Origin of the sequence: Bartonella sp. TT121SHDZB, from assembly GCF_042193415.1 — a bacterium.
Lineage (GTDB): Bacteria > Pseudomonadota > Alphaproteobacteria > Rhizobiales > Rhizobiaceae > Bartonella.
In genome coordinates this window covers 135,821-150,701 of sequence record NZ_JBHILR010000004.1, presented here as the reverse complement: position 1 = coordinate 150,701, position 14,881 = coordinate 135,821, and the positions used below count along the sequence as shown (strand labels likewise).

At 37.7% G+C, this 14,881-nt stretch carries 11 protein-coding genes, 1 tRNA gene and 1 pseudogene; 8 read left to right on the top strand and 5 right to left on the bottom strand.

The window, feature by feature from the left end:
• Nucleotides 1-328: 328 nt before the first annotated feature.
• Entirely contained in the window at nucleotides 329-3,778 is a 3,450-nt protein-coding gene (locus ACFIKI_RS04015) for an autotransporter outer membrane beta-barrel domain-containing protein (RefSeq protein WP_375665810.1), read from the bottom strand.
• Nucleotides 3,779-5,256: 1,478 nt separating this feature from the next.
• Here ACFIKI_RS04015 and ACFIKI_RS04010 point away from each other — a divergent pair.
• The 5 genes and pseudogenes from ACFIKI_RS04010 to ACFIKI_RS03990 all read left to right on the top strand — a co-directional run bounded on the left by ACFIKI_RS04010 (nucleotide 5,257) and on the right by ACFIKI_RS03990 (nucleotide 9,231).
• On the top strand, nucleotides 5,257-6,387 hold the full coding sequence (locus tag ACFIKI_RS04010; RefSeq protein WP_375665774.1) for a metallophosphoesterase: 1,131 nt from the start codon (nucleotides 5,257-5,259) through the stop codon (nucleotides 6,385-6,387).
• Between the two features lie 841 nt (nucleotides 6,388-7,228).
• Complete coding sequence (locus ACFIKI_RS04005; protein WP_375665773.1) at nucleotides 7,229-7,516, top strand: hypothetical protein; 288 nt, start codon at nucleotides 7,229-7,231, stop codon at nucleotides 7,514-7,516.
• A 13-nt stretch (nucleotides 7,517-7,529) separates the two neighbouring features.
• Nucleotides 7,530-7,982, top strand: a pseudogene (locus tag ACFIKI_RS04000) (phage tail protein).
• Between the two features lie 5 nt (nucleotides 7,983-7,987).
• The gene (locus ACFIKI_RS03995) at nucleotides 7,988-8,242 is read left to right on the top strand and encodes a tail protein X (RefSeq protein ID WP_375665772.1); all 255 of its coding nucleotides are present in this window, start codon (nucleotides 7,988-7,990) and stop codon (nucleotides 8,240-8,242) included.
• Entirely contained in the window at nucleotides 8,242-9,231 is a 990-nt protein-coding gene (locus tag ACFIKI_RS03990; RefSeq protein ID WP_375665809.1) for a phage late control D family protein, read from the top strand. The genes ACFIKI_RS03995 and ACFIKI_RS03990 overlap by 1 nt, the downstream gene beginning before the upstream one ends.
• Nucleotides 9,232-9,858: 627 nt before the next feature.
• Here the strand turns inward: ACFIKI_RS03990 and ACFIKI_RS03985 are convergent.
• A tRNA-Met gene (locus ACFIKI_RS03985) sits at nucleotides 9,859-9,935 on the bottom strand.
• A 164-nt stretch (nucleotides 9,936-10,099) separates the two neighbouring features.
• Between ACFIKI_RS03985 and ACFIKI_RS03980 the strand changes: the two genes are divergently transcribed.
• Both ACFIKI_RS03980 and ACFIKI_RS03975 read left to right on the top strand, forming a co-directional pair.
• Entirely contained in the window at nucleotides 10,100-11,056 is a 957-nt protein-coding gene (locus ACFIKI_RS03980; RefSeq protein ID WP_375665808.1) for a Gfo/Idh/MocA family protein, read from the top strand.
• Between the two features lie 49 nt (nucleotides 11,057-11,105).
• Nucleotides 11,106-12,224 (top strand): DegT/DnrJ/EryC1/StrS family aminotransferase, encoded by a 1,119-nt coding sequence (locus ACFIKI_RS03975; RefSeq protein ID WP_375665771.1) that lies wholly within the window; start codon nucleotides 11,106-11,108, stop codon nucleotides 12,222-12,224.
• A 324-nt stretch (nucleotides 12,225-12,548) separates the two neighbouring features.
• Here ACFIKI_RS03975 and ACFIKI_RS03970 read toward each other — a convergent pair whose 3' ends face one another.
• Genes ACFIKI_RS03970 through ACFIKI_RS03960 form a run of 3 tightly spaced genes read right to left on the bottom strand, consistent with a single transcriptional unit; the run spans nucleotide 12,549 to nucleotide 13,815 of the window.
• Nucleotides 12,549-12,815, bottom strand: a complete 267-nt coding sequence (locus ACFIKI_RS03970) for a hypothetical protein (RefSeq protein WP_375665770.1) — start codon at nucleotides 12,813-12,815, stop codon at nucleotides 12,549-12,551.
• Nucleotides 12,805-13,191 carry a hypothetical protein gene (locus tag ACFIKI_RS03965; protein WP_375623452.1) on the bottom strand — a complete coding sequence of 129 codons (387 nt, stop codon included), beginning with the start codon at nucleotides 13,189-13,191 and terminating at the stop codon, nucleotides 12,805-12,807. The genes ACFIKI_RS03970 and ACFIKI_RS03965 overlap by 11 nt, the downstream gene beginning before the upstream one ends.
• Before the next feature lie 27 nt (nucleotides 13,192-13,218).
• A complete protein-coding gene (locus ACFIKI_RS03960; protein ID WP_375665769.1) occupies nucleotides 13,219-13,815 on the bottom strand; it encodes a DUF1134 domain-containing protein in 597 nt (198 codons plus the stop codon).
• Nucleotides 13,816-14,030: 215 nt separating this feature from the next.
• Here ACFIKI_RS03960 and chpT point away from each other — a divergent pair, with 215 nt between their 5' ends.
• Nucleotides 14,031-14,669, top strand: a complete 639-nt coding sequence (chpT, locus tag ACFIKI_RS03955) for a histidine phosphotransferase ChpT (RefSeq protein ID WP_375665768.1) — start codon at nucleotides 14,031-14,033, stop codon at nucleotides 14,667-14,669.
• Nucleotides 14,670-14,881 lie beyond the last annotated feature (212 nt).

The window sequence follows — 14,881 nt, the reverse complement described above, 5'->3', positions numbered from 1 at the left end:
TAGGTGATTAATAATGCTATGTGTTCTAGGAAAATTTATTCTTTAGGGTATAGTTTAATTTTTTATTGTTTTTGATTTGTTTATTTTTTACAGTATTAGCTCTTATTTATCAAAAAATGCTAAAATTTTATTCTTAAAAAAAGAAAAAGCTATGATAAACCATTTTCAATGGTACACGAGAATGATTCAACTATTTTTGTTGTTTTTGCTTTTTAAGAAGAGGTTCTTTGAAAGAAAAACAGATTTTATAAATAAAAAAGGCAGCATATTGTGGCTGCCTTTTTTGTTAATGCATAGAAAAGAAATACGCTGTTTTGACAGTTTTGTTTTAAAACTGATAGCGTATGCCACCTGAAAAGCTTGCACCACTTATACCAGTTTTCTGAAGCTTTTGCTGATAGCTGACATCACCATGAAGCGAGAAATTGTGGGAGAGTTGTGCATTGATGCCAACGCCGCCTTCAATTGCAGGTCCCATAGGATCAAGGTCAAAGTTTCTACCAATATGAATGGTACCATTATCACCAAAGGTTTTGATCAAGTTTACTTTTCCATAGAAAGACATTGGACGGTTGCTTTCAGTGGAAATGGTTTTTGTCAAACGTCCACCAACACGGATCAACCATTGAGAAGGATTTTTCATATCAACGGTAAAATTATCAGCATCTTCAATGGTATTAAACATCAAATGTTGATAGGCAATTTGTGCTTGTGGCTCAAATGTTAAACCTTCCATTCTAGTTGCAAACTCTTTGCCAACAGTGGTGGAGATACTCAACATTTTGGCATTTTTCAATTTTGCGGTTTTGCCAATGATAGCATTGCCGATATCTCCTTTTAGAATTCCATAGGATAACAGTGTATCCATATAGAAACCATTGTCATGCTGCACGCTGCCATAAGCTGTTAGTGACCATTTATCCCATGTGCTCTTACTTACATCATTCATATCCTTTGGAGTGAAAGACAGCCGCCCATAGGTGCCTACAAGACCGAAATGTGTTGTGGTATTTTGTCCTTCTAATGTCGCGAATGTGACTCCGGCTTGGAGAGCAGCATAGCGGATATTAGCACCATAACCATATTTGAGAGGTCCACGCTCAGAAGATAAGGTTCCTGTGTTTCCGTAAGTATAGAGGAAGAAACCGGTTTGTTTTTCTTCTTCTTTTCCTAAGACAGATGTTCTGATATTGGCTAAGAGTGCGTTTTGTTTAGCTATATCGGTTAATCCACTGTAGAAGAGAGCATTTGGCATGACTAAGTAACTGGCCGTTTGTGCTACAGGGACGATCACACTTGGACCAGAACCAGAACCCGTTTCAAGAATTTCTTTATGTAAGCGGAAATCCCAGAAATTTTCATTCTTCTCATCAAAGAGGCTTTGTGCAACATCGGCTTGTCCGTGGCTTGACTCTGGTCCATAGGCCGTTAGCGTATATTTATAAGGCAAACGATTTCTTGTGGTATAGCCATTTACGAGTTTGAAAGAGTCTTCTTGTGCTTTTCCAGAAACTTGAATGAGCGAGAGGCCACCTATATTGGAAGGATCAGAGGCATTTATTACACTACTTTCATCTCCTGAATCGCTTTTGATATAAACTGTTGTGGAGCCTGAGACATCACCGTGGATCAGAAGTCTATCGGTTTTTTGATCGGCACTTGCTACGCCATCACTCCAAGCAATGTTGAAGTAAATCTTTGCATCACCAGAGGCGTTGTAGACGGCTTGCGTATCTGGTTTACCAGAACCTATATGCAATGTGTGATAATGATCTTCTGTTGGTCCATTAAAGATAATAGAGCTGTTATCGAAATTAAGCGTGGAAATATCAGAACGTGATCTTTGAGCAATATCAAGCAGATTGCCATCAGCATCTTTTTCTTTTGTACTGGTCTTTAGTGTCCATGTTGTCTTGTTTTTTAGATCAAAACGTACATTTCTGTCTTTAGCAATATTCGCTCTGCCTTCTAAATTTGAATGATCAGCGCTTAATGTGAAGGTGCCATTGGAGATCTCATTAATATATTTCTCTTCAATATCTTTCTCTTCCCAAAAGCTTTCTTTTTTTGTAAAGAGGCCGTCCCTTAATAACACGTCGGCATGGATTTCTGAATTTGTGAGATTAACTGTACCAATTGACAGATCAGCACTATTTTTAATGTTAGCGTTAGTGAAAGCTCTAATGAAAATTCCTGTGCCATTTTCAGCATGAAGCTCTGCATTGGTCAGATTGATTTCATTGCTATGATGTTTTTGTGGATCATTTAGCTCATCTTGTTTGGTAGTAGGGTGAGTTACGAATTGCAAACCAGAAACTTCTGCTGTTGCAGAAACATTTGTCAAATCAATATGCCCACCGTTGATTGCAAATAACGCCGTTTCGTTCGCTGCTACGGATCCTCCCGTCATGTTGACTGCACCACCATCGATTGCTGCAAGCCCAGTTTCACTATTACTAATCGTTGTTTTTTCAAGAAAAATTACACTGTTTGCGCCATTAGAAAATACACCAGATGACTTATCGCTATCATTTGTTTTTAGGGTCACATCTGCAACAGTAATATGTCCACCATTTTCAGCAACCAATGCATTACCTTTCCCCGTGACGGTTCCTTCCGTCATGCTGATGGTGGAGTTTGAACCTTCCGCATAGAGTCCAACGTTATCAGATGTAATGTTTGCATTGTTGGTTAAAGTGATGGCACTGCCGCTTTTAGCAGATATTGTTGTATTTTTTGCATGAAATGATCCTCCCGAGATTGTTATTGTCGAATCATTCTCTGCTAATACACCTTTTTCAAATACACCGGTGGCTGTTTGAGCCACTGTTACATCTTTTAAAGTGACGGTACTTTTATTTGTGTTTATTGCATAGTACAGTGCCCCATCCTTTTCAACACCCGATATTGTCACATTTTCTAGTTTGTTTTCACTACTGTTACTGTTTGAGAATATAGCACTAGTTGAAGTAGTTGTAATGGTTCCCCCAGTCATCTTGATTGCGCCACCGTTTTGTGCTTGAAGCCCGAAGAAAGTATCATTAATCGTTGTCTTTCCAAGTAATTCAATCATGCTACCAAGGTCACTAGAAACTACACCAGTTCCATAACCATCTTTTGTTTTTAGGGTGACATCTGTAACAGTAATATGGCCACCGGATGTTGTCTTTACTGCTTGCTCTTTCGCTGTGATGCTCCCTCCTGTCATTTCGATGGTGGAGTTTGAACCTGCCGCATAGAGTCCAACGTTATCAGATGTAATGTTTGCATCGCCAGTTAAAGCGATGGTGCTGCCGTTTTGAGCAAATATTGCTGTTCTTTCTGCATCAAATGATCCTCCTAAAACGTTCATTATGGAATCATATGCCTCTATGGCAGTTTGTGCTTGCGTCACTGTTACATTATTTAAAGAGATATAACTTGCATCTGCTTTTATTCCAAAGAACAGTGGCACATCCTTTTTAATACTCGATATTGTCACATTTTCTAGTTTGTTTTCATATTGATAACTGTGACTGTTTAAGAATGTAGCACCAGCTGCAGAAGCTGTAATGGTTCCCCCAGTCATCTTGATTGTGGCCTCATCTATTACTTGAATCCCGATGAAAGCATTATTAATCGTTGTCTTTCCAAGTAATTCAACTATGCTAAGGTCTTCACAAGCTACACCAATTCCATAAATATCTTTTGTTTTTAGGGTGACATCTGTAGCAATAATATGGCCACGGAATGTTGTCTTTATTGCTTGCTCTTTCGCTGTGATGCTCCCTCCTGTCATTTTGATGATGGCCTTTGAACCGTCCGCATAGAGTCCAACGTTATCAGATGTAATGTTTGCATCGCCAGTTAAAGTGATGTTGCTGCCTTTTTGAGCAAATATTGCGGTCTTTTCTGCATCAAATGATCCTCCTAAAACTTTTACTGTGGAATCATATGCATCTATGGCAGTTTGTGCTTGCTTAACTGTTACATTTTCTAAAGTGATAAAACTTTTCTTGTTTATTTTTATTCCAAGAAGTGATGATGCTTCATTTTTATTATCTGATATCACTACATTGTGCAGTATATTTCTATTATCCTTACTACCATCGATATAAACGCCAGTTTGAGAAGCTGTAATATTCCCCCCAGTCAGGTTGATGTTAGCGCCGTCTTTTACAGAAATACCAAAGCGGACATTAGAATCAGTGCCTTGAATATTTAAGTTATTTAATTTAAGCGCACTGTTAGCATCTTTAACTGTTACAACATATTTATCGCTACCTGTTTCTGTATTTATGTTTTTATTTCCAGTTACAGTTACAGTATTGCCGGTGATTTTTCCTTTGTTTTTTACATAAATAGTCTCGTACGTTTTTCCGGATATATCTTTTTCTTCGTTGGTAACGTTAAGAGTTTCAGCATGTGCAGTGAACTGGATGTTGAATAGGATGATAGCAGCCGCAGCCGTGCATGATAAAAGGGATGTTTTATACACCAGTATTCTCCTTATGAGAGTCCCCCAATATTCATTTCCCCGCAAACTTTACTTTATAAGAAGAAGTGAAAATGGATAGCTGTTATTAATTTCAATAATTGTTTTTATTTTGTAAGATATTTTTGTTTTTTTGTCAAATTTAAAAAATAATTGATATTAAATTTGTATGAATTTATATTTAACACACAATGTGTTTGTAATTATTTATATTATATAATTAAATTTATTGTAAATCTATATTATAGAAATAATAAATATTATTATAATACTTACATAATTTATATTATTTTTTATAAAGTAATGATAGTATTTTCTGTAATACTTCTGCATTTTTATAGCTTGTCAAAGTGAGTGATGACGGTAATACTTAAACACTATTGCTAGCACGTTTGATTATTTATACCTTATTTATCATAATATTCTAATATATTTGATCTTGATATCCAAAGGAGTTGGCTGCTCTAGTATAAGAATACATTTTTTCTCCTGTTGGGGATATTTTAATAGTATATGACTAAGTTTTTATAAGCTGTTGATGTATCGATGACATTTGAAAGAGCTCGAGCCCAAGCTTATAAATCTCAATCAATTAAAGTTCTTGAAGTTGAAGGCTTGAAATCAACAGTGCTTTTATATCATCAAAGTGCACCTTCATTGAAGGATTATTGCTTTCGTTATTTCGAATTTTTGACACATTCTTGACAAGAAAATCTAAAAAATTGCTTCTGAGGAATTTTTTTTAATATAAAAATATGTAACGTTTTTATGGTGATAGGTTGATGAGATATAAAGTTGAATTAGTAATCACCGTGATTGCTTTTACTCTCTCTGGTTGTTTTAATCTTGATTCTGAAAGAATAAAAAGAGACAAGAGGCTTCATCATGATGCATTCATGGATTGGTCGATGAAAGAAAAGTCTCTTACAAAAAATTATACTGCTATTATTATGGCTGATCCGCAACCGTGGCGTTTAAATTCTGGTGATGCCAATGGAATATCAAACAGAGAGCCATGGTTAAAGATAAATGAGCAAGTTGCTGGTGTGATAAAAGCGCACAAGGCTGCATTCCATATTGTCAATGGTGATCTGACGGAGTTTGGACAACAAAAAAACTATGATGATTATGAACATGTTTATAAAACTCTTGGAGCACCTGTCTATGAGGGGCTAGGGAATCACGATTATGCCAATAATGTTGGTAATTGTACAAATCCTCAAGAATTCAGTTTTTACAAAGATGCTTGTGCTATAAGTGCAGTTTCAAGAATGGTATCGGAAATCAAAAAATACCGTAGTCAATTATCGCATTTCAATGCAGATGTTACTGAAAGTTTGATTCCTATTTCGGGTGAAAATATTCGCTCGATAAGGGGGAGTTTGAGTTATTCTTGGGATTATGGAGATGTTCACTATGTGCAGCTTCACAATTATCCAAGCTATACGGTTCGTTTGAAGGGGCAGTCTACAGAAGTGCAAATCAATAAATCTTTAGATTGGCTTAGGAACGATTTAGCTGCTGCTGATGCAAGAGGTAAAGTGACAATCATTAATTTTCATGATGCGCGTGCTGCTTCTATTGATGGTGAATCCTTTTTTATTCGTAAAAAGAATGCTAAAGATTTGTCGGTTTTTAAGTCAATTATTACCTCTCATAATGTTAAAGCAATCTTCGTGGGTCACACGCATTATCAGTCTTATTGCCGTGCGAAAAATGATAAGGTTTTTGGAAATATCCCTATCTATACAGCTGGTGCGCTTTTTAATGGAGATTATTACCTCATAGATGTGAAAGGCAAGACCATTCACGTTAAAGCCTATAATGGAGAAATAGGAAAACCGCTTTTAATTAAAGATCTTGGTGTTATAGGGAAAGACACCCAATTTTCGGCAAGTTGCAGTAAGTTATAATAGGATTTGTTTCTTTGTTTTAAAGCATGAGGGAAAAAATGTATTATATGTACGGACTTGAAGAGCGGTAGGAGTGTCTAAATGTTGCTTAGAAATAGAATGAAAAATCAGACATATTTTTTTCAAAGCTGCTAAGATTTCAGGTTATACGCTATAAGTGCAATGGTTTAATGTGAACTGAGCTTTAATACAAAGTAGAATAATGGTTTGTTATTCTATTTTTTCTTTTTAGGCTTTTATCTTTGAAGAAAAGGAGAGGTTGTCAAGGGTATGTTCATAATTTGCTAGCACATGGTGTCCAGAATTATCAAGAAGGCTGTTTCTATTAGTTTGTTGCGGTATAATTATCAAGTTATGTCCTTTGTTAGAGCTTATAATATCTACTCATGGGCAACTCTTTTCTTTTTCATAAGAAAAGCTTTTTATTTTGATCAATTTTTTACTTATAATCTTCAAACAATTGATGTTTTGTGATGCTGTATAATTTCTCTTGATTAACCGTATAAACTTTTAGTTGTATTACAATTTTATCTTCTTCTTTTATACGTAAGTAAATCGTTACAATAATACGATACAAATATTGGAGTTTGTTTATAGCGGTTATGGTCTCATGCAATTATCCTTAGATGACTTTCACATGTTTTGGCAGTTTTATCTTTGCTTTGAGAGAAGTGTAAAAAGGGAATTTTAAGAAGTTTCAGTTTAGAAAGAGCTTTTTTGCCCGCGAAAAGCTCTCGGAGGGTGCCAAGGCTGGTATGGAACAAGCCGGCGAAGATTTAGCCAATTGGATTGTTGATGGTTTTATGGCACCATCTCATAATTGATGGATTATTGTAAATCTTTGCCCAGCCGCATTAAGGGGTGGATTGGGTCCATTGATGTAAGAGAGTTTTTGCCAAGTTTTTTGGGAGGCAAAACAGCCATTCAACCCATCGTGCAATTTGCGGGAGCTTCTCCTGTAAATTCATCTGCGAGAGAGCAAAGAGGCAAAGAGCGTTCCACCATCACCCACAATCAAAATGTCACGGTGCATGTTAATGGGGCGCGTGAACCCATGGCCACTGGTCGTGCGGTTGCCCATGCTTTGCAACGGGCACGCGCTAATGCCCTGCATGGCGGGACAGAATGAGGGGAGGGAGCCTATGAGAGATCCTTTGATGATGTTAGGTCCGCATCAATTTTATGTGGACTGGCTAAATTTCTAATCTTTTGAAGAAGAGTTTTCTGCCTCATGGGTTTGTATGGAGCGTTTTGGAAAGGCACCCAGTTTGCAATTTACCGGCTATGGCAATGATGCAAAAACCATTCATGGGGTTTGGTTTCCAGAAGAATTTGGGGACCGGGTAGCGATAGATGCCATCACTACAACTATCCGAAGAGCAAAGCCGGTGCAGATGCTTCGTTGGATCAATGATACGACCTATAGTGTCCTTCTCCATGGACCCGTAGTAATCACCACGATCAATAAAGACCATGACTATATCAGTCGCTCTGGTCAATCCCAACGCATCCGCTATTCCATTACGCTCTTGCCCTTTTTTAATGGCGGAAAACCACAAGGACAATACCAGGTGGGACAATACCAAGTGGGATAAACTCTATGAAGATATCAGAAAAGCATGTTGTTGTAGAGCTAGAGGATATGAGCCTCGATCTCCTCTGCTTTCACCATGCCATGGCAGTGTTCAGAGACCGGAGGAAAGCTGGTTTACTCAAAGGCTATTTAGAAGCCACACTGGAAGCTAATCCAGAGATTGCCAAATATGGTGTGTTTTTACCACGGGGCTTAAAGGTCATTCTGCCTGAATTTGTGTTGTCTAATCCCCAAAGCATGGTGAAGCGGTTATGGGATTAATGCGTACACACCCTTTTATTATGGTCAAGGTGGGAGACAAACCTGTTCATGAGGTTTTTTACCAGCGTCTTTTAACCGCAACCATTACGGACCATGCCGGGAATGAAGCCGATACATTTGAAGCAGAGTTTGACGATAGTGGCAATGATTTAGAGGTTCCCTCAAGCAACAGTGCGCTACAGGTGATCTTTGGTTATGAGAACAGCATCAGTGCATTTATGGGATGTTTTGTTGTCGAATCGGTTGTAAGTTGTGGGGGCAGTGATGGAGAGATCTTGCGCCTTTGTGGCAAAAGTGCCTCGATGCGTAAAGAGCTCAAAGAACAGGTGAGTGAGCATTTTGATCACAAAACTGTTGGTGAGATTGTTGAGACACTCGCCAAACGCCATGGCTATCAAGCAAAGGTCAGTCCCCAGTTCACTAAAAAACCTTTGCCTTATGTGATTCGCACAGATCAATCGGCTGTTGATTTTTTAACCCGCCTTGCCGATCGCATGCGGGCACGTTTTTTGATCAAGGACAATAAGTTTTTATTTTTAAGCGGGGACAATTTACCAGCACTCGAACTTCATAAGCATGACTGTTCTAACTGGGAATTCACGTTAGAGCCACGTACGCAATATGGCACTATTGAAGCTTCTTATTTTGATCGCTCAAAAGGGCAGCAATGCCAAGTCAAGCATCAGACAGGGTTTAGCGGTCCCGTGCGGCGTCTTCGCACTTGTTACACTTGTGAGGAGGAAGCACGAGCTGCTGCTGCTTCCGAGTCGGACAGGTTGTGTCGTGCTGTAGGCAGTGGTTCTTTGACCCTTGAGGGGCGTCCCGAAATCATGGCGGATCAACCTCTTTTATTGCAAGGGTTTCGTGGGCAAATCAATGGGCCATGGAAAGCTGCAACCGTCACCCACCGCTATGAAAAACAAAGCGGATACACCACAGAAATCACACTCGAGGCACCAAACAAGGGAAAAGAGGCAGGAGAAAAATAAACCTTGGAGAGACAGAAAATCAAAGGGACAACTTGACCCTTTGATCGGTGTTGAAGAGTATTGAGACCAAAATCAAAAGTTCGCATTTTGGTGTGGAGGTAAGGAATAGGTGCAACTTGCACCAATTGCTAAAACGAGAAATAGGATCAAGTTGATCCAATTGCATGAGTACAGCAATAAGGTATTGTTTACCCAATTCCTAAAAGGAGCAATGGTGCAAACATTGCACAATTGCATACTGAAGAGCAATTTGGTCAAGTTGACCGAATTCCTTAAACGCTTCCCTTTTTAATAATGTCCTGAATAATGTGCTTAGGATACAGAAAAATCATCAGTCAATTTATGCTAAAAGAAGTCATACCATTTTATGCACACTGCTTTTCAAATAATACGATTCCAACTCAATGATTGATCATCTCAAATTGCGATTTTGAGCAGAAAAGAAAAAGAGGCTTTAAATGATCTTTGAAAGGTCTTTGAAGACCCTTTGAGAACACCTTTAAAACTCTTTGAAAAAAAATAAATTGGTACAAAACCTAGTGGCAAAATATACAAAATCTGCTGGCAAGCTACAGCTACAAAGCTACAACAGCTACACTGGCAAGCTACATACACAACAAAAAGTAATGGTAGCGGAGGAGGGATTTGAACCCCCGACACAAGGATTATGATTCCTCTGCTCTAACCTACTGAGCTACTCCGCCAAAATAAGCAATCATAATTGTCAATAATTACATCTTTTGCGGATATAAGGGGTAGAATAGTAAGATGTCAAGCATCGTTTTTAAGCTTTTCTCTTGTCATTCTATTTTATCCTCGATATGTAAAAGTGTAATTTTCATATGATAAAGTAAGGTAAGGCATGAAAATGGTGCCACGTGTAGCGGTTTTAGGATGCGGTCATTGGGGTGGAAATCATATACGGACACTTCACTCTCTTGGGGCTTTAGCAGCAGTTTCTGATATTGATAGTGATCGTGCTGCCAGTTTTGCAACACTGTATGGTGTAGAGGTTGTTAAACCAGATGATCTTTTTACTCAGCGAGATATTGATGCACTGGTGTTAGCGCTGCCTCCACAATTTCATACGCAAAATGTGCTTCGTGCTGTTAAAAGCGGTAAAGATGTTTTGGTGGAAAAACCAATAGCTCTAAATGTTTCTGATGCTAAACGCCAAGTTCAGGAGGCTGAGGCCTATGAGCGAGTTTTTATGGTGGGCCATATTTTGCGTTTTCATCCGGCTTTTGAAAAAATGTGTGAATTGGTGAAAAATGGAGATGTGGGAGATGTGCGATATATTTATTCTCATAGATTAGGCTTTGGAAAATTTCACACACACAGTGATGCTTTATGGGATCTTGCCCCTCATGATCTTTCAATGATTTTGGCCTTGACAGGATGTGAACCTTCCGAAATTCGCGGTGAGGGGGCTGCTGTCGTTGATCAGATTTCTGATTTTTCTCATATTCATATGATTTTTCCAAATGGTGTGCGTAGTCATCTTTTTACTTCACGCTTGAGTTCTTATCGTGAGAGGCGTTTAACTGTTGTTGGAACAAAGGCTATGCTCGTTTTTAATGATATGGAACCGTGGAGTCGTAAATTGGCAATACACCATTTTGCTGTTTGGAAAGAAAATCAAGAGTGGGCTTTTAGCATGGATGAGCTGAATTACATTGATGTTTGTGAAGATTTGCCGCTTACTTGCGAATTACGGCATTTCCTTCAATGTATTGAAACGCGTCAATCACCTCGTACAAATGGTGATGATGCTATTGCGGTTTTACGGATTTTAACAGCTGCTGATGTCAATTATAATAGATAAAAGAGATAGGTAGCGCTTTTGCATTCTTGTGATGATCAATGGAGTTAATATGCAATTCATAGACCTTGGGGCGCAGCGTGCGCGTATTGAAGATAAAATTAATTCTGCAATTGCGCATGTAGTCGCTAGTGGTAAGTATATTTTGGGGCCAAAAGTAACAGAATTTGAAGAGAAATTGGCAGAATATCTTGGCGTTAAACATGTGATTGCATGTGCTAATGGAACAGATGCTTTGAAGATGCCTCTTATGGCTAAAAATATTGGTCCAGGAGATGCTGTTTTTTGTCCTAGTTTTACATTTTCAGCAACGGCTGAAGTGGTTGCTTTGGTGGGGGCTGAACCTGTTTTTGTTGATGTTTTACCTGATACCTTCAATATTGATGTTGAAAAACTTTCTCACGCAATCAAAATGGTAAAAAAAGAGGGACGTTTAAAGCCAAAGGCTATTATTGCTGTTGATTTGTTTGGGCTGCCTGCTGATTATGTGCAAATTGCTCAAGTGGCAGTAAAGGAAAACCTTTTTGTGATTGAAGATGCTGCTCAATCTATGGGCGGAAGAAGCGGTAATATTATGTGCGGTGCTTTTGGTGATGTGGCTGCCACAAGTTTTTATCCTGCAAAACCATTAGGATGTTATGGCGATGGAGGCGCTATGATGACCAATGATGATCATTTGGCAGAACTTTTACGTTCTATTTTGTTTCATGGTAAAGGTGAAACGCAATATGACAATGTACGTATTGGTATGAATTCGCGCCTAGATAGTATTCAGGCTGCAATTTTACTAGAAAAGTTTGTGATCTTTGAAGATGAAATGGAAAAGCGTGTAGAAATTGCTCAACGTTATTCCAATGGCTTAAGAGATATTGTTACAGTTCCAGAAATAGGAGAAAATATTCGTTCTGCTTATGCACAATATACGATTAAGGTAAAAGAACGGGATAAATTAAAAGATTTTTTACAAAAAAATTCTATCCCTACAATGATTTATTATAAAATTCCTTTACATCAACAGCCTGCTTATAAACACTTCCCTTATGTAAAAGATTCCCTTGCTGTTTCAGAGTCTTTGGGAGAGTGTGTTTTAAGTTTACCAATGCATCCTTACTTGACACAAACGGATCAGGATATGATTATCAAAAAAATAAGAGATTTTTATCACTCTTGAGAGCATGTTTTTATCCTTTAAATTATGGTCAAAGCTCTATTGGTGATCCATCTTAGATGGTATTTTTTGTTAGAGTGTGTGACCAATATTTTGGTGTTATTTCCTTTCTAGGGACTATGAAATGTTATCCTTTAGGGCGGTGATATGATTAGAAAGTGAATCTGTTAGACAAGAAGATGTTTTTTTACAGAACGCTATGGGTTAAAAAACATTGTCCTTTAGCTTAGCTAGAAAGTCACGTTTAATAAAAAGGATTTGGGTTATGAAAGTTACAATGAACCTTTGTTGATTTTACTCTCCATTTAAGGTGTTTTAAAAGATAACTTATTTAACGGGGCTTTTGGAGAGAAACGTTATTTTTTTGCGAATACGTGATGCTAGGTCATTTTTGCTTTTGGATTTTTGAATCAATGTGTTGATGGGTGATGTATCCTCCTCTTGTAGCGCTATTTGAGCTGCTAATATTGCTGCAAGTTCTTTTGTTTCTTCACGGAGTTCTTCCAGCAATTGGTGGTTAGTAGTCGTGTCAAGCTCATGAGTTTGGATTTTTCGTAAACGTTGCTGATAGTGTGCAATTTTTTCACGAATCATTTGTCTTTCCTTTGGAAGTGTATAGTGTGGCGATATTTTGTTTGATTGCTATTGCTTCTTTGGTGAGAGTATCTTTTGTAGGGAGGCATAGCCGATAAAATTGTTCTGTTACTTGGCTCAGTTGTATTTTTTGTTGGGCATATTTTTTTTGCAAAAATTCGTACTTTTGTTGGTTGTTTGCTAATTCTACAGCATGTTGTGCACGAAGAAAATCCTGGTTTGCTTCTATTTCCGCGAGTGATAATGGCATTTGCGCACAAACATCTTTATACGCAAAATGAACGGCTTTACGCCAAATAAAAGGAGATAAAAGCACCAGTAACCAGGAAGTGAAAGCAACACCAAGTATAAAAAAAAGAAATGATTGAATAAGCATAATACCCCTTTTCAAATAAGAAACCGTTTAAAACGGATTCCAAGTTGGTCTAGGTGTTAATTTTAAATATCCTATATTTATACCAAGGCGTGCACCGATTCCTGTACGTATTGGGATCAATAAGGTATCATGGTATTTGAGGACATGAAAACCAACACCTGCAATTAAATAGGCCGAACCTGAAATACCACCATAGCGTTTCCATAAATTATTTATGCCATTAAGATTGTAAACTAAGATCATTAAACGGGAGCCTTGGCCGCCAAAATCCCATCCTACTGAGGGGCCTTGCCAAAAAACTTTATGTTGACCATAGCTTTTGGTAAAAACCATTCCTTCGCCATAGGTTAATCCAGCAAAAAAGGCTCCAGAAGCTTCTTCTCCTAAAATATAGGCATTGGGATAACCGTATTGTGAAAAAATATTTTGAATTGCAACAGCCAGACCACTCGCTGTTTTTCCAAAAAAAATATGACCGGAATCAATAATTTCTTGGAGTGAATAATGAGGTTCATTTTGCCTTATTGGTTTTAGTTGAGCATGTGCAGTGTTTATAGTGACGAATAAAAGGAAGATTAAAGATATAATATTTTTGTACCAGTATCTTAGAAGAGAGTGAGCCATGGAGTTTTCTCCTTTTATTAGTGATCAACAAAGGATAATATTAGAATTTTCATTCTATTCAAATAAAAAATAAGATGTAAGCTTATTTAAATTCTTGAATTTATTTCTGAAAATTTTTTAGCATAATTGTTAATGTTTCCTATTATGCATCAGATGTTAAGAGTTTTTCTTTAAAATAAAGTTTGTTTTTTTGAATCTAGGAGTTTTCAATCATTATGATATTAAATATCTCTTTGAAGTCTACGGATCTTGCTGCTTTGCTTTGTAGTCGTATTTGCCATGATTTGATTTCACCTGTGGGGGCTATTCAAAATGCAATGGAGCTTTATGATGAAGGAGGAGCTGAAGAAGATGCTTTACAATTAGTGCGTTTATCCGTTGCGAGTGCTTCTGCACGTCTACAATTTGCGCGATTGGCTTTTGGTTTTGCTGGTGCAAGTGGAGGACAGATAGATACACGGGCTGCAGAGCAGGTTGCTCAACAATATATGCGGCAAGAAAAAGCAACTTTAAAATGGCAGGCTCCTTCTTTTTTGTTACAAAAAGATGAAATTAAACTTTTGCTTAATTTGTTATTGATTGCAAATGCAACAGTTTCTCGTGGCGGTGAAATTGTTGTTATGATTCTGCAAGAGGAAAATAAACGTTCTTTTCGTTTTGAGATTTTCGGTAAAACTCTCCGTATTCCTCCTCATTTTCTTGCGTTATATCATGGAGAAGTTCAAAAAGAGCTTATTGATGCACATGTCATCCAATTTTATTACACAATGTTACTTGCCCAGATGACTGAGATGAAAATAAATATTGATGAAAAAGATTGTTGTATTGTTTTAGAAAGTTTAAAAAAGCTTTGAATAAGAGAGAAGCGCTTAAGCCGCGTTAGGGGGGAAAAGCGACTTCGATTGAACTTACGAGCGATAAGATCATATTTGTAAATAGGGTGTGGTTACTTCTTAAGCTTTAAACGCTTCCTATCTATATGAGATTTTTGTATGCGAGTTTTTTTATTTTTGACAAAGACAAAATCTCGGCCCGCTACACTCCGAGATTTTACAATGTGCATTTT

Coding starts and splice junctions, on each gene's coding strand:
- ACFIKI_RS04015 (WP_375665810.1), bottom strand. CDS start 3,778: ATGACAGGAGGGAGCATCACAGCGAAAGAGCAAGCAATAAAGACAACA.
- ACFIKI_RS03960 (WP_375665769.1), bottom strand. CDS start 13,815: ATGGCTCACTCTCTTCTAAGATACTGGTACAAAAATATTATATCTTTA.
- ACFIKI_RS03975 (WP_375665771.1), top strand. CDS start 11,106: ATGCAATTCATAGACCTTGGGGCGCAGCGTGCGCGTATTGAAGATAAA.
- ACFIKI_RS03990 (WP_375665809.1), top strand. CDS start 8,242: ATGCGTACACACCCTTTTATTATGGTCAAGGTGGGAGACAAACCTGTT.
- ACFIKI_RS03980 (WP_375665808.1), top strand. CDS start 10,100: ATGGTGCCACGTGTAGCGGTTTTAGGATGCGGTCATTGGGGTGGAAAT.
- ACFIKI_RS03995 (WP_375665772.1), top strand. CDS start 7,988: ATGAAGATATCAGAAAAGCATGTTGTTGTAGAGCTAGAGGATATGAGC.
- ACFIKI_RS03970 (WP_375665770.1), bottom strand. CDS start 12,815: ATGATTCGTGAAAAAATTGCACACTATCAGCAACGTTTACGAAAAATC.
- ACFIKI_RS04010 (WP_375665774.1), top strand. CDS start 5,257: ATGAGATATAAAGTTGAATTAGTAATCACCGTGATTGCTTTTACTCTC.
- ACFIKI_RS03965 (WP_375623452.1), bottom strand. CDS start 13,191: ATGCTTATTCAATCATTTCTTTTTTTTATACTTGGTGTTGCTTTCACT.
- chpT (WP_375665768.1), top strand. CDS start 14,031: ATGATATTAAATATCTCTTTGAAGTCTACGGATCTTGCTGCTTTGCTT.